This is a genomic window from Rhizobium phaseoli, from assembly GCF_001664385.1.
In the GTDB taxonomy this organism is placed as follows: domain Bacteria; phylum Pseudomonadota; class Alphaproteobacteria; order Rhizobiales; family Rhizobiaceae; genus Rhizobium; species Rhizobium phaseoli.
Map to the genome: position 1 here is coordinate 1,757,776 of NZ_CP013532.1, position 26,751 is coordinate 1,784,526.

Consider the following 26,751-nt stretch of genomic DNA (forward strand, 5'->3'; position numbering starts at 1 on the left):
TTGGCCCATTTTAGTTCAGACTCCTCCTTGTAGAGAGGAGAGTTCGCATGATTCCAAAGGCCACATTTGTTGCGACCATATTCGCAATGTATGTTTTCACGATGTTTTTCATCGCTGCGATCCCGCAAGAGGTTGTTCAATCGGCCGGCGTGCAGGTCGATGAGGTCAGCGTCGTCAAGTGACGGCCCTGCAAATCATCGCCAGATTCGGCGGTGATTGGAAAGGAATGATCAGGCGCCTGACGCAGGCGACCTGATGACGCGGGGGTGAACTCTCGCAGGACGCTCGCTTGCTCTTCGCGCGGAAGCGTCTAACTATGCCTCCGATCTCATGACGCGGAGGATATTCCATGAAAAAGCGGATCCTGTTTACGGGTGGTTCGGGCAAGGCGGGTCGTCATGCCGTGCCATGGCTTGTCGATGCCGGTTACGAAGTGCACAACCTCGATCTCGTGCCCTTGGACAGCCCCGGCGTCACCAATCTCATCGCCGATATCACCGACAGCGGTCAGGTCTTCAACGCCTTGTCGATGCATCGCGATTTTCCCGATCTCGATGCGGGCAGGGGCGTTCAGTCCTTCGATGCGGTCGTGCATTTCGCCGCCATCCCCCGCATTCTGATCAAACCCGACAACGAGACCTTTCGCATCAATACGATGGGCACCTACAACGTCATCGAGGCGGCGGTGAAGCTCGGCATCCGCAAGATCATCGTCGCTTCGAGCGAGACCACCTACGGCGTCTGCTTCGCCGAAGGCCATCGCGATTTTCACCAGTTCCCGCTGGAAGAGGATTACGACGTCAATCCGATGGATTCCTACGGCCTTTCCAAGGTGGTCAACGAAAAGACCGCGCGCGCCTTTGCCGAGCGTTCGGGCTTCGACATCTATGCGCTGCGTATCGGCAACGTCATCGAGCCGCACGAATATGAGAGATTCCCGACTTACTTCGCCAATCCCGAGATGCGCAAGCGAATCGCCTGGAGTTATATCGACGCCCGCGATCTCGGCCAGATCTGCCATCTCTGCATCGAGAAGGACGGCCTCGGCTATCAGGTCTTCAATGCTGCCAACGACACGGTTTCGGCCAACACGCCGTCGAAGGAGTTGGCGAAGCGATTCTACCCGAACGTGCCCTTCACCCGCGAAATCGGCGAATATGAGGGGCTGCTTTCCAACCGCAAGATTCGCGAAGTGCTGGGCTTCAAGGAAGAGCACGACTGGCGGAAATATGTGAAGGTCTGAACGTTTGCAGGCTGCACGATGGAAAGCCCGGTTGCCCGCAAATGAGCAGAACTGCTTTGAAAATCGAAAATCGTGCTTGCCAATCCGCCGCTGCCGTCTTAAAGGGAGCGCCATGCATTTCGGCAGCGATTTGCGGGCCTTGGCCCACGCGCTGAAGGAGAGGCATGAAGGGGTATAGCTCAGTTGGTAGAGCGGCGGTCTCCAAAACCGCAGGTCGGGGGTTCGAGCCCCTCTGCCCCTGCCATCTTCCCTAAAAACGGACAGCGCGGCCATGCTCGCGGCATTCCGGCCGGGGATTGATCGGTGGTAACTTATTTCGTTAAACTTCGGTTTCCCTCTTGTGTATTCGGAAATCGGTGTTTATTTAGGGTTCAACAGACACGCGGTGCGTGGGGCTGATAGTTTCAGCTTTACGCGCCGTAATTGCGTGGGCAGTCGATGGCATCCAAATCCAATCCGTTTGCGTTTCTGCAGCAGGTTCGCTCCGAGACGTCTAAAGTTACATGGCCGTCGCGCCGCGAGACGATGATCTCGACGGTTATGGTGCTGGTGATGGTGGTTTTCGCCGCGCTGTTTTTCTTTGCTGCTGACCAGCTGATCGGCTGGGTTCTGAGCTTCGTGCTCAATACCGGCAACTGATACGGGTGGAGATGAAAATGGCGGCACGTTGGTACATCGTCCACGCGTATTCCAATTTTGAAAAGAAGGTGGCTGAGGACATCGAGAACAAGGCTCGCCAGAAGGGGCTTGAGCACCTGTTCGAAAAGATCCTCGTGCCGACCGAAAAGGTGGTGGAAGTGCGTCGCGGCCGCAAGGTCGATAGTGAGCGCAAGTTCTTCCCGGGTTATGTCCTTGTCCGCGCCAATCTGACGGATGAGGCCTACCACCTGATCAAGAATACGCCGAAGGTCACCGGCTTCCTCGGCTCCGACAATAAGCCCGTTCCGATTCCGGATTATGAAGCCGAGCGTATTCTCGGTCAGGTCCAGGAAGGCGTCGAGCGGCCGAAGGCGTCGATCACCTTCGAGATCGGTGAACAGGTCCGCGTTTCCGACGGTCCGTTCGCTTCGTTCAACGGCACGGTTCAGGATGTGGACGAAGAACGTTCGCGCCTGAAGGTTGAGGTGTCGATCTTCGGCCGCGCAACGCCGGTCGAACTGGAATACGCTCAGGTCGAGAAGGTCTGATCGCAAGAGATTGGAAGCGGGCCCTTGTGGCCTGTTTCCCGCGGACCTTGTCCGCATCCGCGTGGAAGGTGAGGGGTCTTAGCCGGACCCTAATGATCCGCACCACGCAACCGCAGCCGCCGGAGCGATCCGGCATCACGGACCGGGCGACCGGTCGTTCATGAAAGGCAGAGAGATATGGCTAAGAAAGTTGCAGGCCAGCTCAAGCTTCAGGTCAAGGCAGGATCGGCAAACCCGTCCCCGCCGATTGGTCCGGCGCTTGGTCAGCGTGGCATTAACATCATGGAATTCTGCAAGGCGTTCAATGCCGCCACGCAGGAAATGGAAAAGGGTATGCCGATTCCGGTCGTCATCACCTATTACCAGGACAAGTCCTTCACCTTCGCGATGAAGCAGCCGCCGGTCAGCTACTGGCTGAAGAAGGAAGCAAAGATCACGTCCGGTTCCAAGACCCCGGGCAAGGGTCCGAAGGCCGGTACCCTCACCAAGGCTCAGATCAAGACGATCGCCGAAGCCAAGATGAAGGACCTGAACGCAGCAGATATCGAAGGTGCAATGGCGATGATCGAGGGCTCTGCCCGCGCCATGGGCCTGGAAGTGGTGGGTTAAGACCATGGCAGGCAAGCGCACTCGCAAAATCAACGAAGGTGTTGATCCGACCAAGCTCTACGCTCTGACCCAGGCCATCGGCATGGTCAAGGAACGGGCTGTCGCCAAGTTCGACGAAACCATCGAAGTCTCGATGAATCTCGGCGTCGACCCGCGTCATGCGGACCAGATGGTTCGCGGCGTCGTCAATCTGCCGAACGGCACGGGCCGTACGGTTCGCGTCGCAGTCTTCGCTCGTGGCGCCAAGGCAGACGAAGCCAAGGCTGCCGGTGCCGATGTTGTCGGCGCCGAAGACCTCGTTGAAATCGTCCAGGGCGGCAAGATCGAATTCGATCGCTGCATCGCCACCCCCGACATGATGCCGCTCGTCGGCCGTCTCGGTAAGGTTCTCGGCCCGCGCGGCATGATGCCGAACCCGAAGGTCGGCACCGTCACCATGGACGTTGCCGGAGCCGTCAAGGCTTCCAAGGGCGGCGCTGTCGAGTTCCGCGTCGAGAAGGCTGGTATCGTCCATGCCGGCATCGGCAAGGCCTCTTTCGACGCCAAGGCTCTGGAAGAAAACATCCGCGCCTTCGCCGACGCCCTCATCAAGGCGAAGCCGGCCGGCGCCAAGGGCAACTACGTCAAGCGCGTGGCGATTTCCTCGACCATGGGCCCGGGCGTCAAGATCGAAGTCGGCTCGGTTACCGCAGCGCCGACGGCATAAGTAGATTGCCGGACCTCGGTCCGGTCACTGAATTTCCGGCCTCGCAAGGGGCCGGAACATTCCGGAGAAATCCGGAATCCTGTCCGAGATTGCAGGTGGTTTTCCCTTAATCACGTTGCCTGCATGAGACGGGTAAGACCCGAATTCCTGAAGTTCGCTTCTAGAAACTCGGTTCGAGCCTTGGATGCCTTGTGCCTTCTTAGCCTTTATTGGCGCGGAAGCGCGGGGGGACAGGATCCTCAAGCGTCGCTTGGGATCTCGCATGATCCCGGGAGGCAAAAGGCAACCCGGCGGGCCCGGTTTCGGTCCCGCCAACTGGAGATAGGCAGTGGAAAGAGCGGAAAAACGCGAATTCGTCACGGAACTGAACGAAGTCTTCAAGGCTTCGGGCTCAGTTGTCGTGGCCCACTATGCTGGTGCCACAGTCGCGCAGATGAACGATTTTCGTTCGAAGATGCGTGCAGCTGGCGGTACCGTCAAAGTCGCGAAGAACCGCCTGGCCAAAATTGCCCTTCAGGGTACGGAAGCGGAAGGGATGTCGAATCTCTTCAAGGGTCAGACGCTGATTGCATACAGCAACGATCCGATCACCGCTCCGAAGGTCGTCATGGATTTCGCCAAGACCAACGACAAGATCGTGGTCCTCGGCGGCGCCATGGGAACAACCACGCTCAACGCCGAAGCAGTCAAGTCGCTTGCGACCCTGCCTTCGCTCGATGAGCTGCGTGCGAAGCTGCTGGGCATGATCCAGACGCCGGCTACCCGCATCGCTGGGGTTGTTGCAGCACCGGCAAGCCAGCTTGCTCGCGTGTTTGCGGCCTACGCCAAGAAGGACGAAGCCGCTTAAGGCGGTTTTTCGCTGTTTATAATCAACCGGTTCGAACCGAACAAAAGGAACTAGTAAAATGGCTGATCTCGCAAAGATCGTTGAAGACCTCTCCTCGCTGACCGTTCTGGAAGCTGCAGAACTGTCGAAGCTCCTCGAAGAAAAGTGGGGCGTTTCCGCTGCTGCTCCGGTAGCTGTTGCTGCCGTTGCTGGTGGTGCTGGCGGCGCTGCTGCTCCGGCTGAGGAAGAAAAGACCGAGTTCGACGTCATCCTCACGGATGCCGGCGCCAACAAGATCAACGTCATCAAGGAAGTCCGCGCCATCACCGGCCTCGGCCTGAAGGAAGCCAAGGACCTCGTCGAAGGCGCTCCGAAGGCTGTCAAGGAAGGCGTTTCCAAGGCTGAAGCCGCTGACATCAAGAAGAAGCTGGAAGACGCTGGCGCCAAGGCCGACGTCAAGTAAGCTTGAACTGCTTTTGGGAGGTGGCATTTGCTGCCTCCCATTTGCCGTTTTTCTGAACGAATTACCCAAAAGCCGCGTCAAAACGGCTTTTGGGTAATGGGTTCTTCAAAAGGATAGTCTCGCACCGAGGGCAGCACAGCAATCCGAGCTGGGCGTTTTCGGGAGTCGGACGAGATTGAACTACCCATTGATTGACGGGGTCGACTGGCCATCGGTTCCCGTCCGTTGCAGGCCCGGGTGCAAGATTTTGAAGGAGCGACGATGGCTCAGACCCTTTCGTTCAACGGTCGCAGGCGCGTACGCAAGTTTTTTGGTAAGATCCCCGAAGTCGCAGAAATGCCGAACCTCATCGAGGTCCAGAAGGCGTCCTACGACCAGTTTCTGATGGTGGAAGAGCCGAAAGGCGGCCGGCCCGACGAGGGTCTTCAGGCCGTCTTCAAGTCGGTTTTTCCCATCACCGATTTCTCCGGCGCCTCGATGCTGGAATTCGTGTCCTACGAGTTCGAGCCGCCGAAGTTCGACGTCGACGAATGCCGCCAGCGCGACCTGACCTATGCCGCGCCGCTGAAGGTGACGCTGCGCCTCATCGTGTTCGATATCGACGAGGATACCGGCGCCAAGTCGATCAAGGACATCAAGGAACAATCCGTCTACATGGGCGACATGCCGCTCATGACCAACAACGGCACGTTCATCGTCAACGGCACCGAGCGCGTCATCGTCTCCCAGATGCACCGTTCGCCGGGCGTCTTCTTCGACCATGACAAGGGCAAGAGCCATTCGTCCGGCAAGCTGCTCTTTGCTGCCCGCGTCATTCCCTATCGCGGCTCCTGGCTCGATATCGAATTCGACGCCAAGGACATCGTCTACGCCCGTATCGACCGCCGCCGCAAGATTCCGGTGACGTCGCTGCTGATGGCGCTCGGCATGGACGGCGAGGAAATCCTCGACACCTTCTACACGAAGTCGCTCTACAAGCGCGACGGCGAAGGCTGGCGCATTCCCTTCAAGCCGGAAACGCTGAAGGGTGCCAAGGCGATCACCGAGATGGTCGACGCTGATACCGGCGAAGTCGTCGTGGAAGCCGGCAAGAAGCTGACCCCGCGTCTGCTGCGTCAGCTTTCCGACAAGGGCCTGAAGGCCCTGAAGGCCGGCGACGACGATCTCTACGGCAACTACCTTGCCGAAGACATTGTCAACTACTCGACCGGTGAAATCTACCTCGAAGCCGGCGACGAAATCGACGAGAAGACGCTTGGCATCATCCTGTCGAACGGTTTCGACGAGATCCCGGTTCTCGGCATCGACCACATCAATGTCGGCGCCTATATCCGCAACACGCTGTCGGCCGACAAGAACGAGAACCGTCAGGACGCTCTGTTCGACATCTACCGCGTCATGCGTCCGGGTGAACCGCCGACCATGGAATCGGCCGAAGCCATGTTCAACTCGCTGTTCTTCGACGCGGAGCGTTACGACCTCTCCGCCGTCGGCCGCGTCAAGATGAACATGCGTCTCGATCTGACCGTCGAAGACACCGTCCGCATCCTGCGCAAGGACGACATCCTGGCCGTGGTCAAGATGCTGGTCGAACTGCGCGACGGCAAGGGCGAGATCGACGACATCGACAACCTCGGCAACCGCCGCGTCCGCTCGGTCGGCGAGCTGATGGAGAACCAGTACCGTCTCGGCCTGCTGCGCATGGAGCGCGCGATCAAGGAACGCATGTCCTCGATCGAGATCGACACGGTCATGCCGCAGGATCTGATCAACGCCAAGCCGGCTGCCGCTGCCGTCCGCGAATTCTTCGGTTCCTCGCAGCTCTCGCAGTTCATGGACCAGGTCAACCCGCTCTCGGAAATCACCCACAAGCGCCGCCTTTCGGCTCTTGGCCCGGGCGGTCTGACCCGCGAGCGCGCCGGCTTCGAAGTCCGCGACGTGCATCCGACCCATTACGGCCGCATCTGCCCGATCGAAACGCCGGAAGGCCCGAACATCGGTCTGATCAACTCGCTTGCGACCTTTGCCCGCGTCAACAAGTACGGCTTCATCGAGAGCCCGTATCGCCGCATCGTTGACGGCAAGGTGACAAACGACGTGCTCTACCTCTCCGCCATGGAAGAGGCGAAGTATTACGTCGCTCAGGCCAACGCCGAGATGAACCCGGATGGTTCCTTCGTCGACGAATTTGTCGTCTGCCGCCATGCCGGCGAAGTTATGCTGGCGCCGCGCGACAGCATGAACCTGATGGACGTTTCGCCGAAGCAGGTCGTTTCGGTCGCAGCCGCGCTCATCCCGTTCCTGGAAAACGACGACGCCAACCGCGCCCTCATGGGCTCGAATATGCAGCGTCAGGCCGTGCCGCTGCTGCGCGCCGAAGCACCGTTCGTCGGCACCGGCATGGAGCCGGTCGTCGCCCGTGACTCGGGTGCTGCCATCGGCGCCCGCCGCGGCGGCGTGGTCGACCAGGTCGACGCGACCCGTATCGTTATCCGCGCCACGGAAGACCTCGAAGCCGGCAAGTCCGGCGTCGATATCTACCGCCTGCAGAAGTTCCAGCGTTCGAACCAGAACACCTGCGTCAACCAGCGCCCGCTGGTCACCGTCGGTGACGTCGTCAACCGCGGCGACATTCTCGCCGACGGCCCGTCGACCGATCTCGGCGACCTGGCGCTCGGCCGTAACGCGCTCGTGGCGTTCATGCCCTGGAACGGCTACAACTACGAAGACTCGATCCTGCTCTCCGAGCGGATTGTTGCCGACGACGTGTTTACCTCCATCCACATCGAAGAATTCGAAGTGATGGCGCGCGACACCAAGCTCGGTCCTGAGGAAATCACCCGCGATATTCCGAACGTTTCGGAAGAAGCGCTTAAGAACCTCGACGAAGCCGGCATCGTCTATATCGGCGCCGAAGTTCAGCCGGGCGATATCCTCGTCGGCAAGATCACTCCGAAGGGCGAAAGCCCGATGACGCCGGAAGAAAAGCTTCTGCGCGCCATCTTCGGCGAAAAGGCCTCCGACGTGCGCGACACCTCCATGCGCATGCCGCCCGGCACCTACGGCACGATCGTCGAAGTTCGCGTCTTCAACCGCCATGGCGTCGAGAAGGACGAGCGTGCGATGGCGATCGAGCGCGAAGAGATCGAGCGTCTTGCCAAGGACCGCGACGACGAGCAGGCGATCCTCGACCGTAACGTCTACGGCCGTTTGATCGATATGCTGCGCGGCCAGGTCTCGATTGCCGGCCCGAAGGGCTTCAAGAAGGGCACCGAGCTTTCGAACGCCGTCGTCTCCGAATATCCCCGCTCGCAGTGGTGGATGTTCGCGGTCGAGGACGAGAAGGTCCAGAGCGAACTCGAAGCGCTCCGCGGCCAGTACGACGAATCCAAGTCGCGCCTTGAGCAGCGCTTCATGGACAAGGTCGAGAAGGTCCAGCGCGGCGATGAAATGCCTCCTGGCGTCATGAAGATGGTCAAGGTCTTCGTCGCCGTGAAGCGCAAGATCCAGCCGGGCGACAAAATGGCCGGCCGTCACGGGAACAAGGGCGTGGTCTCGCGCATTGTGCCTGTCGAGGACATGCCGTTCCTCGAAGACGGCACGCATGTCGACGTCGTTCTGAACCCGCTCGGCGTGCCATCGCGCATGAACGTCGGCCAGATCCTGGAAACGCATCTGGGCTGGGCTTGCGCCGGCATGGGTCGCCAGATCGGCGAACTGATCGAAGCTTACAAGGCGAATGGCAATATCGAGCCGCTGCGCAAGACCATCGGCGATGTCGTCGGTGCCGGTCCGAAGGCCGAGCAGGTCCACGAATTCGACGATGAGTCGGTTCTGCGCCTTGCCGACCAGTGGAAGCGCGGCGTTTCGATTGCAACGCCTGTTTTCGACGGTGCCAACGAAGGCGACGTCAACGACATGCTGCGTCTGGCGGGTCTCAAGGACACCGGCCAGTCGACGCTCTATGACGGCCGTACCGGCGAGCAGTTCGACCGCCAGGTCACGGTGGGCTACATCTACATGCTGAAGCTCAACCACTTGGTCGACGACAAGATCCATGCCCGTTCGATCGGTCCTTACTCGCTCGTTACCCAGCAGCCGCTGGGCGGCAAGGCGCAGTTCGGCGGTCAGCGCTTCGGCGAAATGGAAGTCTGGGCGCTGGAAGCTTACGGCGCGGCCTACACGCTGCAGGAAATGCTGACGGTGAAGTCGGACGACGTCGCCGGCCGTACCAAGGTCTACGAAGCCATTGTCCGCGGAGACGATACGTTCGAAGCCGGTATTCCGGAAAGCTTCAACGTTCTCGTCAAGGAAATGCGATCGCTGGGCCTCAGCGTCGAGCTTGAGAACACCAAGCTTGACGAGGCGCAGGCAACCCAGCTGCCCGACGCGGCTGAGTAACCATTGATAGGGCGTGCGCTGCCATGCGGCGCACGCCGGTCCCGCCGGACGCCGCATCCATGTCGGTCCGGAAGGGAAGTTTCGCCGCATCTTGCGGTTATTCTCGTTTAAGCGAGGGAGGCGGCTCCCGGGAAATTGCCGCTGACCATCGCATTTTGAGGGCGCTTTAGCCCATGAAGGAGACAGGCATGAACCAAGAGGTCATGAATCTTTTCAATCCGCAGGTGCCTGCACAGAATTTCGATTCCATTCGGATTTCGATCGCGTCTCCGGAGAAGATCCTCTCCTGGTCCTACGGTGAGATCAAGAAGCCGGAAACCATCAACTACCGCACGTTCAAGCCGGAACGCGACGGTCTGTTCTGCGCGCGCATCTTCGGGCCGATCAAGGACTACGAATGCCTGTGCGGCAAGTACAAGCGCATGAAGTACAAGGGCATCATCTGCGAAAAGTGCGGCGTCGAAGTCACGCTGTCGCGCGTTCGCCGTGAGCGCATGGGCCATATCGAGCTCGCCGCGCCGGTTGCCCATATCTGGTTCCTGAAGTCGCTGCCGAGCCGTATCTCCACGCTGCTCGACATGACGCTGAAGGATGTCGAGCGCGTTCTCTACTTCGAAAATTACATCGTTACCGAGCCGGGCCTCACCGCTCTGAAGGAGCACCAGCTTCTCTCGGAAGAAGAGTACATGCTCGCCGTCGACGAATATGGTGAAGACCAGTTCACGGCCATGATCGGTGCAGAAGCCATCTACGAGATGCTGGCATCGATGAACCTCGAAAAGATCGCTGGCGATCTGCGCTCCGAGCTTGCCGACACGACGTCGGATCTCAAGCAGAAGAAGCTGATGAAGCGCCTGAAGATCGTCGAGAACTTCATGGAGTCCGGCAACCGTCCGGAATGGATGATCATGAAGGTCGTTCCGGTCATCCCGCCGGATCTGCGCCCGCTGGTTCCGCTCGATGGTGGCCGTTTTGCGACGTCGGATCTCAACGATCTCTACCGCCGCGTCATCAACCGTAACAACCGTCTGAAGCGCCTCATCGAACTGCGTGCGCCCGGCATCATCATCCGCAACGAAAAGCGCATGCTGCAGGAATCTGTCGATGCGCTGTTCGACAACGGCCGCCGCGGCCGCGTCATCACCGGCGCCAACAAGCGTCCGCTGAAGTCGCTGTCCGATATGCTGAAGGGCAAGCAGGGCCGCTTCCGCCAGAACCTGCTCGGCAAGCGCGTCGACTATTCCGGCCGTTCGGTCATCGTCACCGGTCCGGAACTGAAGCTGCATCAGTGCGGCCTGCCGAAGAAGATGGCGCTCGAGCTCTTCAAGCCGTTCATCTACGCCCGTCTCGACGCCAAGGGTTACTCCTCGACCGTCAAGCAGGCCAAGAAGCTGGTCGAAAAGGAAAAGCCTGAGGTTTGGGATATCCTCGACGAGGTCATCCGCGAGCATCCGGTTCTCCTGAACCGCGCACCGACGCTGCACCGCCTGGGCATCCAGGCCTTCGAACCCACCCTGGTCGAAGGCAAGGCCATCCAGCTGCATCCGCTCGTCTGCACGGCCTTCAACGCCGACTTCGACGGTGACCAGATGGCCGTTCACGTGCCGCTGTCGCTCGAAGCCCAGCTCGAAGCCCGCGTGCTGATGATGTCGACCAACAACATCCTGCACCCGGCGAACGGCGCGCCGATCATCGTTCCCTCGCAGGACATGGTTCTCGGCCTCTACTACCTGTCGATCATGAACCAGAACGAGCCGGGCGAAGGCATGGCCTTCTCCGATCTCGGCGAGCTGCATCACGCTCTTGAAAGCAAGGTCGTGACGCTGCACACCAAGATCCGCGGCCGTTTCAAGTCGGTCGACGAGGATGGCAAGCCCTACTCGAAGATCTACGAGACGACGCCTGGCCGTCTGCTCATCGGCGAACTGCTGCCGAAGAACGGCAAAGTGCCCTTCGATATCTGCAACCAGGAAATGACCAAGAAGAACATCTCCAAGATGATCGACACGGTCTACCGTCATTGCGGCCAGAAGGACACGGTCATCTTCTGCGACCGCATCATGCAGCTCGGCTTCGCCCATGCCTGCCGCGCCGGCATTTCGTTCGGCAAGGACGACATGGTCATCCCGGCCACCAAGGCGAAGATCGTTGCCGACACCGAAAACCTGGTGAAGGAATACGAGCAGCAGTACAATGACGGCCTCATCACCCAGGGCGAAAAGTACAACAAGGTTGTCGACGCCTGGGGCAAGGCGACCGAAAAGGTCGCCGAAGAGATGATGGCCCGCATTAAGGCGGTCGAATTCGACGAAAACACCGGCCGTCAGAAGCCGATGAACTCGATCTACATGATGAGCCATTCCGGCGCCCGCGGTTCTCCGAACCAGATGCGCCAGCTGGGCGGCATGCGCGGCCTCATGGCCAAGCCGTCGGGTGAAATCATCGAGACGCCGATCATCTCGAACTTCAAGGAAGGTCTGACCGTCAACGAGTACTTCAACTCGACGCACGGCGCCCGTAAGGGTCTCGCAGACACGGCGCTCAAGACCGCCAACTCCGGCTACCTGACCCGCCGTCTCGTCGACGTCGCGCAGGATTGCATCGTCACGCACGTCGATTGCGGTACCGAGACCGGCCTGACCATGACGGCTATCGTCGATGCCGGCCAGGTCGTCGCCTCGCTCGGCGCCCGTATCCTCGGCCGCACGGCGCTCGACGACATCGATCATCCGGTGACGGGCGAGCGTATCGTCGATGCCGGCAAGATGATCCTCGAGCCTGATGTCATCGAGATCGAGAAGGCCGGTATCCAGTCGATCCGCATCCGCTCGGCGCTGACCTGCGAAATCCAGACCGGCGTCTGCTCGGTCTGCTACGGTCGCGACCTTGCGCGCGGTACGCCTGTCAACATGGGTGAAGCCGTCGGCGTCATCGCCGCTCAGTCGATCGGCGAGCCGGGAACCCAGCTCACCATGCGTACCTTCCACCTTGGCGGTACGGCAACCGTGGTCGACCAGTCGTTCCTGGAAGCCTCGTACGAAGGTACGGTGCAGATCAAGAACCGCAACGTGCTGCGCAACTCGGAAGGCAGCCTCGTTGCCATGGGCCGCAACATGACCGTCCAGATCCTGGACGAGCGTGGCGTGGAGCGCTCTTCGCAGCGCGTCGCCTACGGTTCGAAGCTGCACGTGGATGAAGGCGACAAGGTCAAGCGCGGTCAGCGTCTGGCGGAGTGGGATCCTTACACCCGTCCGATGATGACGGAAGTGGCCGGTACCGTTCAGTTCGAAGACCTCGTCGACGGTCTCTCCGTTCTCGAAGCGACCGACGAATCGACCGGCATCACCAAGCGTCAGGTCATCGACTGGCGTTCGACCCCGCGCGGTTCGGACCTCAAGCCGGCGATCGTCATCAAGGACGCCAGCGGCAATGTTGCCAAGCTGTCGCGCGGCGGTGACGCTCGCTTCCTGCTCTCGGTTGACGCCATTCTGTCGGTTGAGCCGGGCACGAAGGTCTCCCAGGGTGACGTTCTCGCCCGTTCGCCGCTCGAAAGCGCCAAGACCAAGGACATCACCGGCGGTCTGCCGCGTGTTGCCGAACTGTTCGAAGCGCGCCGTCCGAAGGATCACGCCATCATCGCAGAGATCGATGGTACGATCCGCCTCGGCCGCGACTACAAGAACAAGCGTCGCGTCATCATCGAGCCGGCGGAAGACGGTGTCGAGCCGGTCGAATACCTGATCCCGAAGGGCAAGCCCTTCCACCTTCAGGACGGCGACTATATCGAAAAGGGTGATTACATCCTCGACGGCAACCCGGCTCCCCACGACATCCTGGCGATCAAGGGCGTGGAGGCACTCGCTTCCTACCTCGTCAACGAAATCCAGGAAGTCTACCGTCTGCAGGGCGTTGTCATCAACGACAAGCACATCGAGGTGATCGTCCGTCAGATGCTGCAGAAGGTGGAAATCACCGACGCAGGCGACTCGACCTATATCGTCGGCGATAATGTCGACCGGATCGAGCTCGAGGACGTCAACGACCACCTGATCGAACAGGGCAAGAAGCCCGCCCATGGCGATCCGGTTCTGCTCGGCATCACCAAGGCGTCGCTGCAGACCCCGTCCTTCATCTCGGCCGCGTCCTTCCAGGAAACGACCAAGGTGCTGACGGAAGCCGCGATCGCCGGCAAGACCGATGGCCTGCAGGGTCTGAAGGAAAACGTCATCGTCGGCCGCCTCATCCCGGCCGGTACCGGCGGCACCATGACCCAGATCCGCCGTATCGCCACCTCGCGCGACGAGCTGATCCTCGAAGAGCGTCGCAAGGGCACCGGTGCAGCCGTTGCCACTCCGATGCTGCAGGACATGGCTGAAAAGGCCCCGGCCGCGGAATAATCCGCGGCTGACATCCCGGACTTAAGATACGAATTGAAAAACCGCCCGGAGGGATCCGGGCGGTTTTCATTTGCTATGCTCTGGTCGATCCGGCGGGGAGGGGGCGAACTGCGTGTCTTGAGGTCCTGGAGGCGAGCGCAGCACTCGCCCCTGCGGTCTCGCCCCCGGCCGCTCCGCTCAGCTGAACCGGATGATCGCGACCTCGCCGTCGACCGCGCCCTGATAGGCCGAGGCATGCGGCTCTTCGGCCGGAACTTCGGTCAGCATGCCGATCTGGTCGAGATCGGCCTCGATGAAGCCTTCCTCGGCAAGGGCGTTCAAGGCTTCGCGCACGGCCGTATCGTCGTCGGGCGCCTTCAGCATGATGTGCAGGTCGATGCCTTCGCTGGAGTCGGACTCATAGCCTTTGCCGATGATGATGAAGATCATCGGCCCGTCGAAATTGTTGTCGTTATCCGGTGTCGTGATCATCGCTGTCCTTCGGCTTTCGTGGCGATTCGATCGCTCGAATCCTGCTATGAGGGCTTAACGCCGCAATTACTGATTCCTTAACTGCTTTTGCTGCGATGCCCAAGTTTTTATCTTGGATCACACCCGGGGATTCGTCTACAAGGGTGAAAACAGGGCATCCGGCCTGCATATCAAGGCGATACGGCGAGTTTATTTCTTAACCGGCCTTGACGAGAGGGGTGGAAACCAGTAGTACCCCGCCCATCAGATCCCATGTGAGGCTTGGCTGTTCGGGGCGACGCGCCCTGAAGTTCACCTCAAACAAGGTTCTAAACGCACGTTGAAGTCATGATGCTGCACGCATGACGCATAATTTCATGCGTCCTCTGCTCCTTGTGGTCCATCTGCGGAAGCGGATCGGGCCATATTTTGCGCATTGGGCCGAAAGCATGCGTCATTGCCGGAGACGGCGCGAGTTCAAGCCCGCAAGGGTACTGAGATAAACGTAAGGGATGGTTGAATGCCTACCGTAAACCAGCTGATCCGCAAGCCTCGCCAGGCGAACGTAAAGCGTAATAAGGTTCCCGCTCTCCAGGAGAACCCGCAGAAGCGCGGCGTTTGCACGCGCGTCTACACGACGACGCCGAAGAAGCCGAACTCGGCTCTGCGTAAGGTCGCCAAGATCCGCCTGACCAACGGCTTCGAAGTCATTGGTTACATCCCCGGTGAAGGTCACAACCTTCAGGAACACTCCGTCGTGATGATCCGCGGCGGCCGCGTCAAGGACCTTCCGGGTGTCCGTTACCACATCATCCGCGGCGTTCTCGACACCCAGGGTGTCAAGAACCGCAAGCAGCGCCGCTCCAAGTACGGTGCGAAGCGTCCGAAGTAATTCGGTTTTGAATAGTCCGGCGCTGCGCGAGGTCCTCCGCGTGATGAAGCGCCTTAACGGTTGAAGAGACGAAAAGTATGTCCAGACGTCATAAAGCAGAAAAGCGCGAGATCAATCCGGATCCGAAGTTCGGCGATCTCGTTGTCACCAAGTTCATGAATGCCATCATGCTCGATGGTAAGAAGTCCGTTGCTGAAAACATCGTCTATGGTGCGTTCGACGCCGTTCAGGGTAAGTCCAAGCAGGAGCCGCTTTCGGTTTTCCATTCTGCGCTCGACAACATTGCCCCGCACGTTGAAGTCCGCTCGCGCCGCGTCGGTGGTGCGACCTATCAGGTTCCGGTCGACGTTCGTCCGGAGCGCCGCCAGGCCCTCGCCATTCGCTGGCTGATCGCCGCTGCCCGCAAGCGCAACGAAACGACCATGATCGATCGTCTTTCCGGCGAACTGCTCGATGCGTCCAACAACCGCGGCTCCGCCGTCAAGAAGCGCGAAGACACGCACAAGATGGCTGACGCCAACCGCGCGTTCTCGCACTATCGCTGGTAATTCCGAACGGTATCGAAAGGCAGTCCACAATGGCTCGCGAATATAAGATCGAAGACTACCGCAATTTCGGTATCATGGCGCATATCGACGCCGGCAAGACCACGACCACCGAGCGTATCCTTTATTACACCGGCAAGTCGCACAAGATCGGCGAAGTCCACGACGGTGCAGCCACCATGGACTGGATGGAGCAGGAGCAGGAGCGTGGCATCACCATCACCTCTGCTGCCACCACGACCTTCTGGAAGGGCCGTGACGGCAAGATGCGCCGCTTCAACATCATCGACACTCCCGGCCACGTCGACTTCACCATCGAAGTCGAGCGTTCGCTGCGCGTTCTCGACGGTGCGATTGCTCTTCTCGATGCCAACGCCGGCGTAGAGCCGCAGACGGAAACCGTCTGGCGTCAGGCTGAGAAGTACAATGTTCCGCGCATGATCTTCTGCAACAAGATGGACAAGACCGGCGCTGACTTCTACCGCTCCGTCGAGATGATCAAGACCCGTCTTGGTGCGACCGCCGTCGTCATGCAGCTGCCGATCGGCGCCGAAAGCGATTTCAAGGGCGTTATCGACCTCGTCGAGATGAACGCTCTGATCTGGCGCGATGAATCGCTCGGCGCCCAGTGGGATGTCGTCGAAATCCCGGAAGATCTGAAGGCCAAGGCTGAAGAATATCGCGAAAAGCTGATCGAGACGGTTGTGGAGATCGACGAAGCTGCGATGGAAGCCTACCTCGAAGGCAACATGCCCGACAACGACAAGATCCGCGAGCTCGTTCGTCGCGGCACGATCGACGTCAAGTTCCATCCGATGTTCTGCGGCACCGCCTTCAAGAACAAGGGCGTTCAGCCGCTGCTCGACGCCGTTGTCGACTACCTGCCGTCGCCGCTCGACATTCCGGCGATCAAGGGCATCGACTTCAAGACCGAAGCCGACATCGAGCGTCATGCAGATGACGCCGAGCCGCTTTCGATGCTGGCGTTCAAGATCATGAACGACCCCTTCGTCGGTTCGCTCACCTTCGCACGCATCTACTCCGGCAAGCTCGAAAAGGGTTCGTCGGTTCTGAACACGGTCAAGGACAAGCGCGAGCGCGTCGGCCGTATGCTGCAGATGCACTCGAACTCGCGTGAAGACATCGAAGAAGCCTTTGCGGGCGACATCGTTGCTCTCGCCGGCCTCAAGGAAACCACCACTGGCGATACGCTCTGCGATCCGCTGAAGCCGGTTATCCTCGAGCGCATGGAATTCCCCGAGCCGGTCATTCAGATCGCCATCGAGCCGAAGTCCAAGGGCGACCAGGAAAAGATGGGCCTCGCGCTCAACCGCCTGGCGGCCGAAGACCCGTCCTTCCGCGTGAAGACGGATCAGGAATCCGGTCAGACGATCATTGCCGGCATGGGCGAACTGCACCTCGACATCATCGTCGACCGCATGCGCCGCGAGTTCAAGGTTGAAGCAAACGTCGGCGCGCCGCAGGTTGCTTACCGCGAAACCATCACGCGCCAGACCGAAGAAGACTACACGCACAAGAAGCAGACCGGTGGTACCGGCCAGTTCGCCCGCGTCAAGATCATCTTCGAACCGAACCCGGAAGGCGAAGATTTCAAGTTCGAGTCCAAGATCGTCGGTGGTTCTGTTCCGAAGGAATACATCCCGGGCGTTCAAAAGGGTATCGAAAGCGTTCTGTCTTCGGGTCCGCTCGCTGGCTTCCCGATGCTCGGCGTCAAGGCGACGCTCATCGACGGTGCCTTCCACGACGTCGACTCGTCGGTTCTGGCGTTCGAAATCGCTTCCCGCGCCTGCTTCCGTGAAGCAGCCAAGAAGGCCGGTGCTCAGCTCCTCGAGCCGATGATGAAGGTCGAAGTCGTCACCCCGGAAGATTACGTCGGCGACGTTATCGGCGACCTCAACTCCCGCCGTGGCCAGATCCAGGGTCAGGAAACCCGCGGTATCGCTGTCGTCATCAGCGCCAATGTTCCGCTGGCGAACATGTTCAAGTACGTCGACAACCTGCGCTCCATGTCGCAGGGCCGCGCTCAGTACACGATGACCTTCGATCACTATGCGCCGGTCCCGTCGAACGTCGCAACCGAAATCCAGGCAAAGTATTCCGGTCAGAAGTGACCGGAATACCAATTGACCGATAACAAGAATTAGATCCCCTCGGGGACTAGCAAAACGGAGAGCCGAAAATGGCAAAGAGTAAGTTTGAGCGCAACAAGCCGCACGTCAACATTGGCACGATCGGCCACGTTGACCACGGCAAGACGTCTCTGACGGCAGCGATCACGAAGTACTTCGGTGAGTTCAAGGCGTACGACCAGATCGACGCGGCTCCGGAAGAGAAGGCGCGCGGCATCACGATCTCGACGGCGCACGTCGAATACGAGACGCCGAACCGCCACTACGCGCACGTCGACTGCCCCGGCCATGCCGACTACGTCAAGAACATGATCACCGGTGCTGCCCAGATGGACGGCGCGATCCTGGTGTGCTCGGCTGCTGACGGCCCGATGCCGCAGACGCGCGAACACATCCTGCTCGCCCGCCAGGTCGGCGTTCCGGCGATTGTCGTGTTCCTCAACAAGGTCGACCAGGTTGACGACGCCGAACTGCTCGAGCTGGTTGAGCTCGAAGTTCGCGAACTGCTGTCGTCCTACGACTTCCCGGGCGACGACATTCCTGTTGTCAAGGGTTCGGCGCTTGCCGCTCTTGAAGATTCTGACAAGAAGATCGGCGAAGACGCGATCCGCGAGCTGATGGCCGCGGTCGACTCCTACATCCCGACGCCTGAGCGTCCGATCGACCAGCCGTTCCTGATGCCGATCGAAGACGTGTTCTCGATCTCCGGCCGCGGCACGGTTGTGACCGGCCGCGTCGAGCGTGGCATTGTCAAGGTTGGCGAAGAAGTCGAGATCGTCGGCATCCGCCCGACCTCGAAGACGACGGTGACCGGCGTTGAAATGTTCCGCAAGCTGCTCGACCAGGGCCAGGCCGGCGACAACATCGGTGCACTGGTTCGCGGTGTGAACCGTGACGGCGTCGAGCGTGGCCAGATCCTGTGCAAGCCGGGTTCGGTCAAGCCGCACAAGAAGTTCATGGCAGAAGCCTACATCCTGACGAAGGAAGAGGGCGGCCGTCATACGCCGTTCTTCACCAACTACCGTCCGCAGTTCTACTTCCGCACGACGGACGTGACCGGCATCGTCACGCTGCCGGAAGGCACGGAAATGGTCATGCCGGGCGACAACGTCACGGTTGCCGTCGAGCTGATCGTTCCGATCGCGATGGAAGAAAAGCTGCGCTTCGCGATCCGCGAAGGCGGCCGCACCGTCGGCGCCGGTATCGTCGCATCGATCGTCGAGTAATTCCTTCGGCCGCTCCGGCGGGGCGGCCGATTCGATGACATTATTATGAAGCAGGCGGCGCAAGCCGCTTGCTTATTACACAGAAATGTAGCAAATGGCGCGCGAGCGCGATTTGCGTACTGCTTTGGATGACGAAGCGGTGACTAAACAACCAATTAAGGTGGGCTAGAAGGCCCTGAAGACTGGATAGGGACCGTTATCGGCGCCCTCTCGATCTTTGAAACCGGTGGTCCGCCTTAGGAAGAAAGAACAACCCGTGTCTTGTTAAGAGACATGCGGAAAACAAACACAAGGATAACGTCGAATGAACGGCCAAAATATCCGCATTCGCCTGAAGGCGTTCGATCACCGGATTCTCGATGCTTCTACGCGCGAGATCGTGTCGACGGCGAAGCGCACCGGTGCAAGCGTCCGGGGCCCCGTTCCGCTTCCGACCCGCATCGAGAAGTTTACGGTCAACCGGTCCCCGCACATCGACAAGAAGAGCCGCGAACAGTTCGAGATGCGCACGCACAAGCGCCTTCTCGACATCGTAGACCCGACCCCGCAGACGGTGGACGCGCTGATGAAGCTCGATCTCGCCGCCGGTGTCGATGTTGAGATCAAGCTCTGAGCTTGCTCGAGCTGAGTTGGAAGGATTGAACCGATGCGTTCAGGTGTGATTGCACAGAAGGTGGGAATGACCCGCGTCTATAACGACGCCGGCGAGCATGTCCCGGTAACGGTACTGCGTATGGACGGCTGCCAGGTCGTGGCCACGCGCACTGTCGAAAAGAATGGCTATACCGCAGTTCAGCTCGGTGCAGGCCAGGCGAAGGTGAAGAACACGTCGAAGGCGATGCGCGGCAACTTTGCCGTTGCCAACGTCGAGCCGAAGGCCAAGCTCGCAGAATTCCGCGTGTCGGAAGACAATCTGCTCGAGATCGGCACCGAGCTCAAGGCGGGTCACTTTGCCGCCGGTCAGCTCGTCGACGTGACGGGCACGACGATCGGTAAGGGTTTTGCCGGCGCCATGAAGCGCCACGGTTTCGGCGGTCTGCGCGCCACGCACGGTGTGTCGGTTTCGCACCGCTCGCACGGTTCGACCGGCTCGCGCCAGGATCCGGGCAAGGTTTTCAAGAACAAGAAGATGGCTGGTCACATGGGCCAGACGCGCGTCACGACGCAGAACCTGGAAGTGGTTTCGACCGACGAAGATCGTGGTCTGATCCTGATCAAGGGTGCTGTTCCCGGTTCCAAGGGTGCCTGGATCATCGTGCGTGACGCCGTCAAGTCGGCCGCGAAGTAAGGGAGCCAGATCAATGGAATTGAACGTCAAGACCCTCGAGGGAAAAGACGCCGGGAAGGTTTCCCTTTCGGACGCGATTTTCGGCCTCGAGCCCCGCGAAGACATTCTCGCCCGCGTCATCCGCTGGCAGCTTGCCAAGAAGCAGCAGGGCACGCACAAGGCAAAGGGCCGCGCTGAAGTTTCGCGCACCGGCGCCAAGATGTACAAGCAGAAGGGTACGGGCCGCGCCCGCCACCATTCGGCTCGCGCTCCGCAGTTCCGCGGCGGCGGCAAGGCCCACGGCCCTGTTGTTCGCAGCCACGAGCACGACCTTCCGAAGAAGGTTCGCGCGCTTGGCCTTCGCCACGCCCTTTCGGCCAAGATCAAGGCTGATGACGTCATCGTCATCGACAACCTGGTCGCCACCGAAGCCAAGACCAAGGCTCTCGCGTCCGCTTTCGAGACGCTCGGCCTGACCAACGCCCTCTTCATCGGCGGCGCAGAGCTTGACGGCAACTTCAAGCTCGCTGCTCAGAACATCCCGAACATCGATGTTCTGCCGATCCAGGGCATCAACGTTTACGACATCGTGCGCCGCGGCAAGCTCGTGCTTTCCAAGGCTGCGGTTGAAGCGCTAGAGGAGCGATTCAAGTGACCGATCTCCGCCACTACGATGTGATCGTCTCCCCGGCGATCACCGAAAAGTCCACGCTGGTATCCGAAAACAACCAGGTTGTTTTCAATGTCGCCAAGCAGGCGACGAAGCCGGAAATCAAGGCTGCGGTCGAGGCGCTGTTCGGCGTCAAGGTCACGGCCGTCAACACTCTGCTGCGCAAGGGCAAGACCAAGCGGTTCCGCGGTTTTGTCGGCAAGCAGAAGGACGTGAAGAAGGCTGTCGTGACGCTGGCTGAAGGCCAGACGATCGACGTCTCCACCGGTCTCTGAGGAATAAGAAAATGGCATTGAAAACATTCAATCCGACGACCCCGAGCCAGCGTCAGCTGGTCATCGTGGACCGCTCCTCGCTCTACAAGGGCAAGCCGGTCAAGGCGCTGACGGAAGGTCTGACCAAGAGCGGCGGTCGTAACAACCTCGGCCGCATCACTGCCCGCTTCATCGGCGGCGGTCACAAGCGCAGCTACCGTCTGGTCGACTTCAAGCGTCGCAAGTTCGATGTCGAAGGCACGGTCGAGCGTATCGAATACGACCCGAACCGCACGGCGTTCATCGCGCTGGTGAGCTATGCCGACGGCGAGCAGGCCTACATCATCGCTCCGCAGCGTCTTGCTGCCGGCGACAAGGTCATCGCTTCGGAAAAGGCTGTCGACGTCAAGCCCGGCAACACCATGCCGCTGCAGTACATCCCGGTCGGCTCCATCATCCACAATGTGGAAATGAAGCCGGGCAAGGGCGGTCAGATCGCTCGCTCGGCCGGTTCCTACGCGCAGCTCGTCGGTCGTGACCAGGGCATGGCGATCCTTCGCCTGAACTCCGGTGAACAGCGTCTCGTCAGCGGCATCTGCCTTGCTTCGATCGGCGCCGTCTCCAACCCTGATCACGCCAACATCAACGACGGCAAGGCCGGTCGTACCGTCTGGCGCGGCAAGCGTCCGCATAACCGCGGTGTTGTCATGAACCCGGTCGACCATCCGCACGGCGGTGGTGAAGGCCGCACCTCCGGTGGTCGCCATCCGGTGACCCCGTGGGGCAAGCCGACCAAGGGCAAGCGCACCCGGTCGAACAAGTCGACCGACAAGATGATCATGCGCTCGCGTCATCAGCGTAAGAAGTAAGAGAGGAAGTCTCCAATGGCTCGTTCAGTATGGAAAGGTCCGTTCGTTGACGGCTATCTTCTCAAGAAGGCTGAGAAGGTTCGTGAAGGCGGACGTGCAGAAGTGATCAAGATCTGGAGCCGTCGCTCCACGATCCTGCCGCAGTTCGTCGGTCTTACCTTCGGCGTCTACAACGGCAGCAAGCATATCCCGGTCAGCGTCAATGAAGACATGGTCGGCCACAAATTCGGTGAATTCTCTCCGACCCGCACCTACTACGGTCACGGCGCGGACAAGAAGGCGAAGAGGAAGTAACAATGGGCAAGGCAAAAGCCGAACGCCGGCTGAAGGACAACGAGGCGCAAGCAGTCGCCCGCACGCTCCGCGTCAGCCCCCAGAAGCTCAACCTGGTTGCTGCGGCCATCCGCGGCAAGAAGGTCGAGCGTGCACTCGCTGAGCTGGAGTTCTCCCGCAAGCGCATCGCAGGCGCCGTCAAGAAGACGCTCGAATCTGCGATCGCCAACGCCGAGAACAACCACGATCTCGACGTCGACGCGCTCGTCGTCGCCGAGGCCTATGTCGGCAAGTCGATCGTCATGAAGCGCTTCCACGCTCGTGGCCGCGGTCGCGCGTCGCGCATCGAAAAGCCCTTCGCGCACCTGACGATCGTCGTTCGTGAAGTGCAGGCAGCAGAGGAGGCCGCATAATGGGTCAGAAAATTAATCCGATCGGTTTCCGTCTCGGCATCAATCGTACCTGGGATAGCCGCTGGTTCGCGGACAATGCCGAGTACGGCCAGCTGCTGCACGAAGACCTGAAAATGCGCAAGTTCGTCATGAGCGAACTGAAGCAGGCCGGGATCTCCAAGGTGGTCATCGAGCGTCCGCACAAGAAGTGCCGCGTCACGATCCATTCGGCTCGTCCGGGCCTGATCATCGGCCGCAAGGGCGCCGACATCGACAAGCTCCGCAAGAAGCTGTCTGATATGACCAACTCGGAAACGCACCTCAACATCGTTGAAGTGCGCAAGCCGGAAGTCGACGCAACGCTGGTCGCTCAGTCGATCGCCCAGCAGCTCGAGCGCCGCGTGGCTTTCCGTCGCGCCATGAAGCGCGCCGTTCAGTCCGCGATGCGTCTTGGCGCCGAAGGCATCAAGATCACCTGCGCCGGCCGTCTCGGCGGTGCGGAAATCGCCCGTACGGAATGGTACCGTGAAGGTCGCGTTCCGCTGCACACGCTGCGCGCCGACATCGACTACGGCACGGCAGAAGCAGAAACCGCATTCGGTATCTGCGGCATCAAGGTCTGGATCTTCAAGGGCGAAATCCTTGAGCACGATCCGATGGCTTCCGAACGTCGCGCGCTGGAAGGCGACGCACAGGGTCCGGCAAGCCGCGAACGCGACCGTGGCGATCGTCGCCGCGAACGCGACAACGCGTAATTAGCGCTGGCGAAAGATAAGCTCGGAGAAGTAAGAAAATGTTGCAGCCAAAGCGTACTAAGTACCGCAAGCAGTTCAAGGGCCGCATCAAGGGCGTCGCCAAGGGCGGTTCTGACCTGGCCTTCGGCGAATTCGGCCTGAAGGCTCAGGAGCCCAACCGCGTCAACGCACGCGAGATCGAAGCGGCCCGCCGCGCGATCACGCGTTACATGAAGCGCGCCGGCCGTGTATGGATCCGCGTGTTCCCGGACGTTCCGGTAACCGCAAAGCCGACCGAAGTCCGCATGGGTAAAGGTAAGGGCTCGGTTGAGTACTGGGCATGCAAGGTCAAGCCCGGTCGTATGATGTTCGAGATCGACGGCGTCAGCGAAGAGATCGCCCGTGAGGCGCTTCGTCTCGGCTCTGCCAAGCTCTCGGTCAAGACGCGCTTCGTACAGCGCATTGCAGAGTAAGGATTGAGCTCATGAAAGCCTCAGATGTTCGCGCGTTGACCGCCGACCAACTCAAGGACGAGCTTGCCAAGCTGAAGAAGGAGCAGTTCAACCTGCGCTTCCAGAAGGCGACCGGCCAGCTCGAAAAGTCCTCGCGCATCAACGAAGTCCGCAAGGACATCGCCCGCGTGAAAACCATTGCCCGCCAGAAGGCGGCAGAAGTTAAGGCCTAAAGGAAGAAAAACATGCCGAAGCGCATCCTGCAGGGCGTCGTCGTTGGCGACAAGAACGAGAAGACGGTAGTGGTTCGCGTCGAGCGTCGTTTCGCTCACCCGCTGCTCCAGAAGACCGTTCGTCGTTCCAAGAAGTACAAGGCCCACGACGAAAACAACCAGTACAAGATCGGCGATACCGTATCCATCGAGGAATGCGCGCCGATCTCCAAGGACAAGCGCTGGACGGTGATCGCCGCCCAGGGCAAGTAAACAGAATTTTGCGCGAGGCCTTGCGTCTCGCCGAAATATCTGTATGAAGCAGCGTCAGAACGCTCGAATGCCGGGCGTTCTTTTGCTTTGAGCGCACGGAAGGTCCCGTTCGGGAAACCACCCTGGCACGATCGACCCCGCGCTATTCAGCTATTGCCGCGTTCCTGCTTGCCTTAACGGCAGGTTGGCCGGCGAACATTTTCATAAGCCGGAGTAGGGGGCCCAGGCCCAACCATTCCGGTAAACCAAGAAGGCGACCTGATATGATTCAGATGCAAACAAACCTCGACGTCGCGGATAATTCCGGCGCACGTCGTGTCATGTGCATCAAGGTGCTGGGCGGCTCGAAGCGCAAGTATGCCTCGATCGGCGACGTCATCGTCGTTTCGATCAAGGAAGCGATCCCGCGCGGCCGCGTGAAGAAGGGTGACGTGATGAAGGCGGTTGTCGTTCGCACCGCCAAGGACATCCGTCGTCCGGATGGCTCGGTCATCCGCTTCGACACCAACGCAGCAGTCCTCATCGACAACAAGAAAGAGCCGATCGGCACCCGTATCTTCGGACCGGTTCCGCGCGAACTTCGCGCCAAGAACCACATGAAGATCATCTCGCTGGCTCCCGAAGTACTGTAAGGAGCGGAAGCGATGCAGAAGATTCGTAAAGGCGACAAGGTCGTCATGCTCGCTGGCAAGGACAAGGGCCGTACCGGCGAAGTCGTTCAGGTCATGCCGAAGGAAGATCGTGCGGTCGTCCGTGGCGTCAACGTCGTGAAGCGCCACCAGCGCCAGACGCAGACCCAGGAAGCCGGCATCATCAACAAGGAAGCCCCGGTTCACCTGTCCAACATTGCAATCGTCGACAAGGACGGCAAGCCGACCCGCGTCGGTTTCAAGGTCGTTGACGGCAAGAAGGTCCGCGTGGCCAAGCGTTCTGGAGAAGTGATCGATGGCTGAGGCAAAATACGAGCCGCGGCTCAAGAAGGAATATGTCGAGCGCATCCGCAAGGCGATGCAGGAGAAGTTCTCCTACGCCAACGAGATGATGATTCCGAAGCTCGACAAGATCGTCATCAACATGGGCGTCGGTGAAGCGACCGCTGATTCGAAGAAGCCGACGGTTGCTGCCGCCGACCTCGCAGCGATCGCCGGTCAGAAGCCGGTCATCACCCGCGCACGCAACTCTATCGCAGGCTTCAAGGTCCGCGAAAACATGCCGATCGGCGCGAAGGTCACCCTGCGCGGCGCCCGCATGTACGAGTTCCTGGATCGTCTGGTCAACATCGCGCTCCCGCGCGTTCGCGACTTCCGCGGTCTGAACCCGAAGAGCTTTGACGGCCGTGGCAACTTCGCCATGGGCATCAAGGAGCACATTGTGTTCCCTGAGATCAACTACGACAAGGTTGATCAGATGTGGGGCATGGACATCATCGTTTGCACGACGGCGACGACCGACGACGAAGCACGGGCTCTCCTGAAAGAGTTCAGCTTCCCGTTCCGTCAATAACCGTAACGACGAGCGTAGAAAAGGAACCTGACATGGCGAAGACAAGCGCAGTTGAAAAGAACAAGCGCCGCCGTACTACGGTCGCCAACCAGGCCGCTAAGCGGGCTGCGTTGAAGGCGATCATCATGAACCAGGCTCTTCCGATCGAAGAGCGGTTCAAGGCCTCGATCAAGCTGGCATCCCTGCCGCGTGATGGATCGAAGACCCGCATTCGCAACCGTTGCGAAGTTTCGGGGCGTCCGCGCGCATATTACCGCAAACTGCGCATGTCGCGTATTGCGCTGCGTGAACTCGGCAATCTCGGCAAGGTGCCGGGCATCGTCAAGTCGAGCTGGTAAGGAGCAGGTTAGATGACAATGACTGATCCGTTGGGCGATATGCTCACCCGTATCCGTAACGGCGCTTCCCGCCGCAAGTCGTCGGTCTCGACGCCTGCGTCCAAGCTCCGTGCGCGTGTTCTCGATGTCCTGCAGTCCGAAGGCTACATCCGTGGCTATTCCGTCGTCGATTTCGGCAACGGCAAGTCGGAGCTCAACATCGAGCTGAAGTACTATGAAGGCGCATCGGTGATCCGTGAGATCGGCCGTGTGTCCAAGCCGGGCCGCCGGGTTTATGTCTCGGTCAAGTCCATTCCGCAGGTCGCGAACGGTCTCGGCATCACCATCCTTTCGACTCCGAAGGGCGTGATGGCCGATCACCAGGCTCGCGAACAGAACGTTGGTGGCGAGGTTCTTTGCTCGGTCTTCTAAGATCGGGC

At 59.9% G+C, this 26,751-nt stretch carries 31 protein-coding genes and 1 tRNA gene; 31 read left to right on the top strand and 1 reads right to left on the bottom strand.

Annotated elements, in window-relative coordinates:
* Positions 1-47 precede the first annotated feature (47 nt).
* The 11 genes from AMC88_RS34480 (at position 48) to rpoC (ending at position 13,832) form a co-directional block, all read left to right on the top strand.
* On the top strand, positions 48-182 hold the full coding sequence (locus AMC88_RS34480) for a hypothetical protein (RefSeq protein WP_004669062.1): 135 nt from the start codon (positions 48-50) through the stop codon (positions 180-182).
* A gap of 167 nt (positions 183-349) precedes the next feature.
* The gene (locus tag AMC88_RS08515) at positions 350-1,243 is read left to right on the top strand and encodes an NAD-dependent epimerase/dehydratase family protein (RefSeq protein ID WP_012483476.1); all 894 of its coding nucleotides are present in this window, start codon (positions 350-352) and stop codon (positions 1,241-1,243) included.
* Between the two features lie 168 nt (positions 1,244-1,411).
* A tRNA-Trp gene (locus AMC88_RS08520) sits at positions 1,412-1,487 on the top strand.
* 194 nt (positions 1,488-1,681) lie between these two features.
* Entirely contained in the window at positions 1,682-1,882 is a 201-nt protein-coding gene (secE, locus tag AMC88_RS08525; RefSeq protein ID WP_003573826.1) for a preprotein translocase subunit SecE, read from the top strand.
* Positions 1,883-1,899: 17 nt separating this feature from the next.
* Positions 1,900-2,430 carry a transcription termination/antitermination protein NusG gene (gene nusG, locus AMC88_RS08530; RefSeq protein WP_004669067.1) on the top strand — a complete coding sequence of 177 codons (531 nt, stop codon included), beginning with the start codon at positions 1,900-1,902 and terminating at the stop codon, positions 2,428-2,430.
* A 177-nt stretch (positions 2,431-2,607) separates the two neighbouring features.
* Positions 2,608-3,039, top strand: coding sequence for a 50S ribosomal protein L11 (rplK, locus tag AMC88_RS08535; protein WP_004669070.1), 432 nt, complete (start codon positions 2,608-2,610; stop codon positions 3,037-3,039).
* A 4-nt stretch (positions 3,040-3,043) separates the two neighbouring features.
* Entirely contained in the window at positions 3,044-3,745 is a 702-nt protein-coding gene (rplA, locus tag AMC88_RS08540; RefSeq protein WP_064829927.1) for a 50S ribosomal protein L1, read from the top strand.
* A gap of 328 nt (positions 3,746-4,073) precedes the next feature.
* Positions 4,074-4,592 carry a 50S ribosomal protein L10 gene (rplJ, locus tag AMC88_RS08545; RefSeq protein WP_037113092.1) on the top strand — a complete coding sequence of 173 codons (519 nt, stop codon included), beginning with the start codon at positions 4,074-4,076 and terminating at the stop codon, positions 4,590-4,592.
* Positions 4,593-4,650: 58 nt separating this feature from the next.
* Entirely contained in the window at positions 4,651-5,034 is a 384-nt protein-coding gene (gene rplL, locus AMC88_RS08550; protein ID WP_004669074.1) for a 50S ribosomal protein L7/L12, read from the top strand.
* Positions 5,035-5,295: 261 nt separating this feature from the next.
* Positions 5,296-9,435 (top strand): DNA-directed RNA polymerase subunit beta, encoded by a 4,140-nt coding sequence (gene rpoB / locus AMC88_RS08555; protein WP_004669077.1) that lies wholly within the window; start codon positions 5,296-5,298, stop codon positions 9,433-9,435.
* Between the two features lie 188 nt (positions 9,436-9,623).
* Positions 9,624-13,832: a DNA-directed RNA polymerase subunit beta' gene (rpoC, locus tag AMC88_RS08560; protein ID WP_064825141.1), complete on the top strand. Its 4,209-nt coding sequence runs from the start codon at positions 9,624-9,626 to the stop codon at positions 13,830-13,832.
* A gap of 177 nt (positions 13,833-14,009) precedes the next feature.
* Here rpoC and AMC88_RS08565 read toward each other — a convergent pair whose 3' ends face one another.
* A complete protein-coding gene (locus tag AMC88_RS08565) occupies positions 14,010-14,303 on the bottom strand; it encodes a hypothetical protein (protein WP_004669081.1) in 294 nt (97 codons plus the stop codon).
* 499 nt (positions 14,304-14,802) lie between these two features.
* Here AMC88_RS08565 and rpsL point away from each other — a divergent pair, with 499 nt between their 5' ends.
* The 20 genes from rpsL (at position 14,803) to rpsH (ending at position 26,743) form a co-directional block, all read left to right on the top strand.
* Positions 14,803-15,174 (top strand): 30S ribosomal protein S12, encoded by a 372-nt coding sequence (rpsL, locus tag AMC88_RS08570; RefSeq protein WP_003547537.1) that lies wholly within the window; start codon positions 14,803-14,805, stop codon positions 15,172-15,174.
* 77 nt (positions 15,175-15,251) lie between these two features.
* Positions 15,252-15,722, top strand: coding sequence for a 30S ribosomal protein S7 (rpsG, locus tag AMC88_RS08575; RefSeq protein WP_004669085.1), 471 nt, complete (start codon positions 15,252-15,254; stop codon positions 15,720-15,722).
* A 29-nt stretch (positions 15,723-15,751) separates the two neighbouring features.
* Positions 15,752-17,851, top strand: a complete 2,100-nt coding sequence (gene fusA, locus AMC88_RS08580; RefSeq protein ID WP_004669087.1) for an elongation factor G — start codon at positions 15,752-15,754, stop codon at positions 17,849-17,851.
* 68 nt (positions 17,852-17,919) lie between these two features.
* Positions 17,920-19,095: an elongation factor Tu gene (gene tuf / locus AMC88_RS08585; RefSeq protein ID WP_004669088.1), complete on the top strand. Its 1,176-nt coding sequence runs from the start codon at positions 17,920-17,922 to the stop codon at positions 19,093-19,095.
* Between the two features lie 304 nt (positions 19,096-19,399).
* Entirely contained in the window at positions 19,400-19,708 is a 309-nt protein-coding gene (rpsJ, locus tag AMC88_RS08590; RefSeq protein ID WP_003547547.1) for a 30S ribosomal protein S10, read from the top strand.
* 33 nt (positions 19,709-19,741) lie between these two features.
* Complete coding sequence (gene rplC / locus AMC88_RS08595; protein ID WP_004674916.1) at positions 19,742-20,383, top strand: 50S ribosomal protein L3; 642 nt, start codon at positions 19,742-19,744, stop codon at positions 20,381-20,383.
* Between the two features lie 13 nt (positions 20,384-20,396).
* A complete protein-coding gene (gene rplD / locus AMC88_RS08600) occupies positions 20,397-21,017 on the top strand; it encodes a 50S ribosomal protein L4 (protein WP_012483480.1) in 621 nt (206 codons plus the stop codon).
* Positions 21,014-21,307 carry a 50S ribosomal protein L23 gene (locus AMC88_RS08605; protein ID WP_003547550.1) on the top strand — a complete coding sequence of 98 codons (294 nt, stop codon included), beginning with the start codon at positions 21,014-21,016 and terminating at the stop codon, positions 21,305-21,307. The genes rplD and AMC88_RS08605 overlap by 4 nt, the downstream gene beginning before the upstream one ends.
* An 11-nt stretch (positions 21,308-21,318) precedes the next feature.
* Positions 21,319-22,155 (top strand): 50S ribosomal protein L2, encoded by an 837-nt coding sequence (gene rplB, locus AMC88_RS08610; RefSeq protein ID WP_004674919.1) that lies wholly within the window; start codon positions 21,319-21,321, stop codon positions 22,153-22,155.
* Between the two features lie 15 nt (positions 22,156-22,170).
* Positions 22,171-22,449, top strand: a complete 279-nt coding sequence (gene rpsS / locus AMC88_RS08615; protein WP_003573797.1) for a 30S ribosomal protein S19 — start codon at positions 22,171-22,173, stop codon at positions 22,447-22,449.
* A 2-nt stretch (positions 22,450-22,451) separates the two neighbouring features.
* On the top strand, positions 22,452-22,841 hold the full coding sequence (gene rplV, locus AMC88_RS08620) for a 50S ribosomal protein L22 (protein WP_004674922.1): 390 nt from the start codon (positions 22,452-22,454) through the stop codon (positions 22,839-22,841).
* On the top strand, positions 22,841-23,575 hold the full coding sequence (gene rpsC, locus AMC88_RS08625; RefSeq protein ID WP_003573793.1) for a 30S ribosomal protein S3: 735 nt from the start codon (positions 22,841-22,843) through the stop codon (positions 23,573-23,575). Before rplV ends, rpsC begins: the two co-directional genes overlap by 1 nt.
* Positions 23,576-23,613: 38 nt before the next feature.
* Positions 23,614-24,027, top strand: a complete 414-nt coding sequence (rplP, locus tag AMC88_RS08630) for a 50S ribosomal protein L16 (protein ID WP_003573792.1) — start codon at positions 23,614-23,616, stop codon at positions 24,025-24,027.
* 11 nt (positions 24,028-24,038) lie between these two features.
* Positions 24,039-24,239 (top strand): 50S ribosomal protein L29, encoded by a 201-nt coding sequence (gene rpmC / locus AMC88_RS08635; RefSeq protein ID WP_004674925.1) that lies wholly within the window; start codon positions 24,039-24,041, stop codon positions 24,237-24,239.
* 12 nt (positions 24,240-24,251) lie between these two features.
* Positions 24,252-24,491: a 30S ribosomal protein S17 gene (rpsQ, locus tag AMC88_RS08640; protein WP_004674926.1), complete on the top strand. Its 240-nt coding sequence runs from the start codon at positions 24,252-24,254 to the stop codon at positions 24,489-24,491.
* A 263-nt stretch (positions 24,492-24,754) separates the two neighbouring features.
* Positions 24,755-25,123, top strand: a complete 369-nt coding sequence (gene rplN / locus AMC88_RS08645) for a 50S ribosomal protein L14 (protein WP_003573790.1) — start codon at positions 24,755-24,757, stop codon at positions 25,121-25,123.
* A 12-nt stretch (positions 25,124-25,135) separates the two neighbouring features.
* Positions 25,136-25,444 carry a 50S ribosomal protein L24 gene (rplX, locus tag AMC88_RS08650; RefSeq protein WP_004674929.1) on the top strand — a complete coding sequence of 103 codons (309 nt, stop codon included), beginning with the start codon at positions 25,136-25,138 and terminating at the stop codon, positions 25,442-25,444.
* Positions 25,437-25,994: a 50S ribosomal protein L5 gene (gene rplE, locus AMC88_RS08655; RefSeq protein WP_004674930.1), complete on the top strand. Its 558-nt coding sequence runs from the start codon at positions 25,437-25,439 to the stop codon at positions 25,992-25,994. The genes rplX and rplE overlap by 8 nt, the downstream gene beginning before the upstream one ends.
* Before the next feature lie 32 nt (positions 25,995-26,026).
* Positions 26,027-26,332, top strand: coding sequence for a 30S ribosomal protein S14 (gene rpsN / locus AMC88_RS08660; RefSeq protein ID WP_003573787.1), 306 nt, complete (start codon positions 26,027-26,029; stop codon positions 26,330-26,332).
* A gap of 12 nt (positions 26,333-26,344) precedes the next feature.
* On the top strand, positions 26,345-26,743 hold the full coding sequence (rpsH, locus tag AMC88_RS08665; protein ID WP_004674934.1) for a 30S ribosomal protein S8: 399 nt from the start codon (positions 26,345-26,347) through the stop codon (positions 26,741-26,743).
* Positions 26,744-26,751: the final 8 nt, after the last annotated feature.

Excerpts from the sequence above, each read along its gene's own strand:
- fusA (WP_004669087.1), top strand. The coding sequence starts at position 15,752 with ATGGCTCGCGAATATAAGATCGAAGACTACCGCAATTTCGGTATCATG.
- rplP (WP_003573792.1), top strand. The coding sequence starts at position 23,614 with ATGTTGCAGCCAAAGCGTACTAAGTACCGCAAGCAGTTCAAGGGCCGC.
- rpsH (WP_004674934.1), top strand. The coding sequence starts at position 26,345 with ATGACAATGACTGATCCGTTGGGCGATATGCTCACCCGTATCCGTAAC.
- rplN (WP_003573790.1), top strand. The coding sequence starts at position 24,755 with ATGATTCAGATGCAAACAAACCTCGACGTCGCGGATAATTCCGGCGCA.
- rpsC (WP_003573793.1), top strand. The coding sequence starts at position 22,841 with ATGGGTCAGAAAATTAATCCGATCGGTTTCCGTCTCGGCATCAATCGT.
- rplX (WP_004674929.1), top strand. The coding sequence starts at position 25,136 with ATGCAGAAGATTCGTAAAGGCGACAAGGTCGTCATGCTCGCTGGCAAG.
- rpsJ (WP_003547547.1), top strand. The coding sequence starts at position 19,400 with ATGAACGGCCAAAATATCCGCATTCGCCTGAAGGCGTTCGATCACCGG.
- rpsN (WP_003573787.1), top strand. The coding sequence starts at position 26,027 with ATGGCGAAGACAAGCGCAGTTGAAAAGAACAAGCGCCGCCGTACTACG.
- rplD (WP_012483480.1), top strand. The coding sequence starts at position 20,397 with ATGGAATTGAACGTCAAGACCCTCGAGGGAAAAGACGCCGGGAAGGTT.
- nusG (WP_004669067.1), top strand. The coding sequence starts at position 1,900 with ATGGCGGCACGTTGGTACATCGTCCACGCGTATTCCAATTTTGAAAAG.
- rplL (WP_004669074.1), top strand. The coding sequence starts at position 4,651 with ATGGCTGATCTCGCAAAGATCGTTGAAGACCTCTCCTCGCTGACCGTT.
- secE (WP_003573826.1), top strand. The coding sequence starts at position 1,682 with ATGGCATCCAAATCCAATCCGTTTGCGTTTCTGCAGCAGGTTCGCTCC.
- rpsS (WP_003573797.1), top strand. The coding sequence starts at position 22,171 with ATGGCTCGTTCAGTATGGAAAGGTCCGTTCGTTGACGGCTATCTTCTC.
- rplE (WP_004674930.1), top strand. The coding sequence starts at position 25,437 with ATGGCTGAGGCAAAATACGAGCCGCGGCTCAAGAAGGAATATGTCGAG.
- rplK (WP_004669070.1), top strand. The coding sequence starts at position 2,608 with ATGGCTAAGAAAGTTGCAGGCCAGCTCAAGCTTCAGGTCAAGGCAGGA.
- rpoC (WP_064825141.1), top strand. The coding sequence starts at position 9,624 with ATGAACCAAGAGGTCATGAATCTTTTCAATCCGCAGGTGCCTGCACAG.
- tuf (WP_004669088.1), top strand. The coding sequence starts at position 17,920 with ATGGCAAAGAGTAAGTTTGAGCGCAACAAGCCGCACGTCAACATTGGC.
- rplV (WP_004674922.1), top strand. The coding sequence starts at position 22,452 with ATGGGCAAGGCAAAAGCCGAACGCCGGCTGAAGGACAACGAGGCGCAA.
- rplC (WP_004674916.1), top strand. The coding sequence starts at position 19,742 with ATGCGTTCAGGTGTGATTGCACAGAAGGTGGGAATGACCCGCGTCTAT.
- rpoB (WP_004669077.1), top strand. The coding sequence starts at position 5,296 with ATGGCTCAGACCCTTTCGTTCAACGGTCGCAGGCGCGTACGCAAGTTT.
- rpsL (WP_003547537.1), top strand. The coding sequence starts at position 14,803 with ATGCCTACCGTAAACCAGCTGATCCGCAAGCCTCGCCAGGCGAACGTA.
- rpsQ (WP_004674926.1), top strand. The coding sequence starts at position 24,252 with ATGCCGAAGCGCATCCTGCAGGGCGTCGTCGTTGGCGACAAGAACGAG.
- AMC88_RS08565 (WP_004669081.1), bottom strand. The coding sequence starts at position 14,303 with ATGATCACGACACCGGATAACGACAACAATTTCGACGGGCCGATGATC.
- AMC88_RS08515 (WP_012483476.1), top strand. The coding sequence starts at position 350 with ATGAAAAAGCGGATCCTGTTTACGGGTGGTTCGGGCAAGGCGGGTCGT.
- rpsG (WP_004669085.1), top strand. The coding sequence starts at position 15,252 with ATGTCCAGACGTCATAAAGCAGAAAAGCGCGAGATCAATCCGGATCCG.
- rplA (WP_064829927.1), top strand. The coding sequence starts at position 3,044 with ATGGCAGGCAAGCGCACTCGCAAAATCAACGAAGGTGTTGATCCGACC.
- rplB (WP_004674919.1), top strand. The coding sequence starts at position 21,319 with ATGGCATTGAAAACATTCAATCCGACGACCCCGAGCCAGCGTCAGCTG.
- rpmC (WP_004674925.1), top strand. The coding sequence starts at position 24,039 with ATGAAAGCCTCAGATGTTCGCGCGTTGACCGCCGACCAACTCAAGGAC.
- AMC88_RS34480 (WP_004669062.1), top strand. The coding sequence starts at position 48 with ATGATTCCAAAGGCCACATTTGTTGCGACCATATTCGCAATGTATGTT.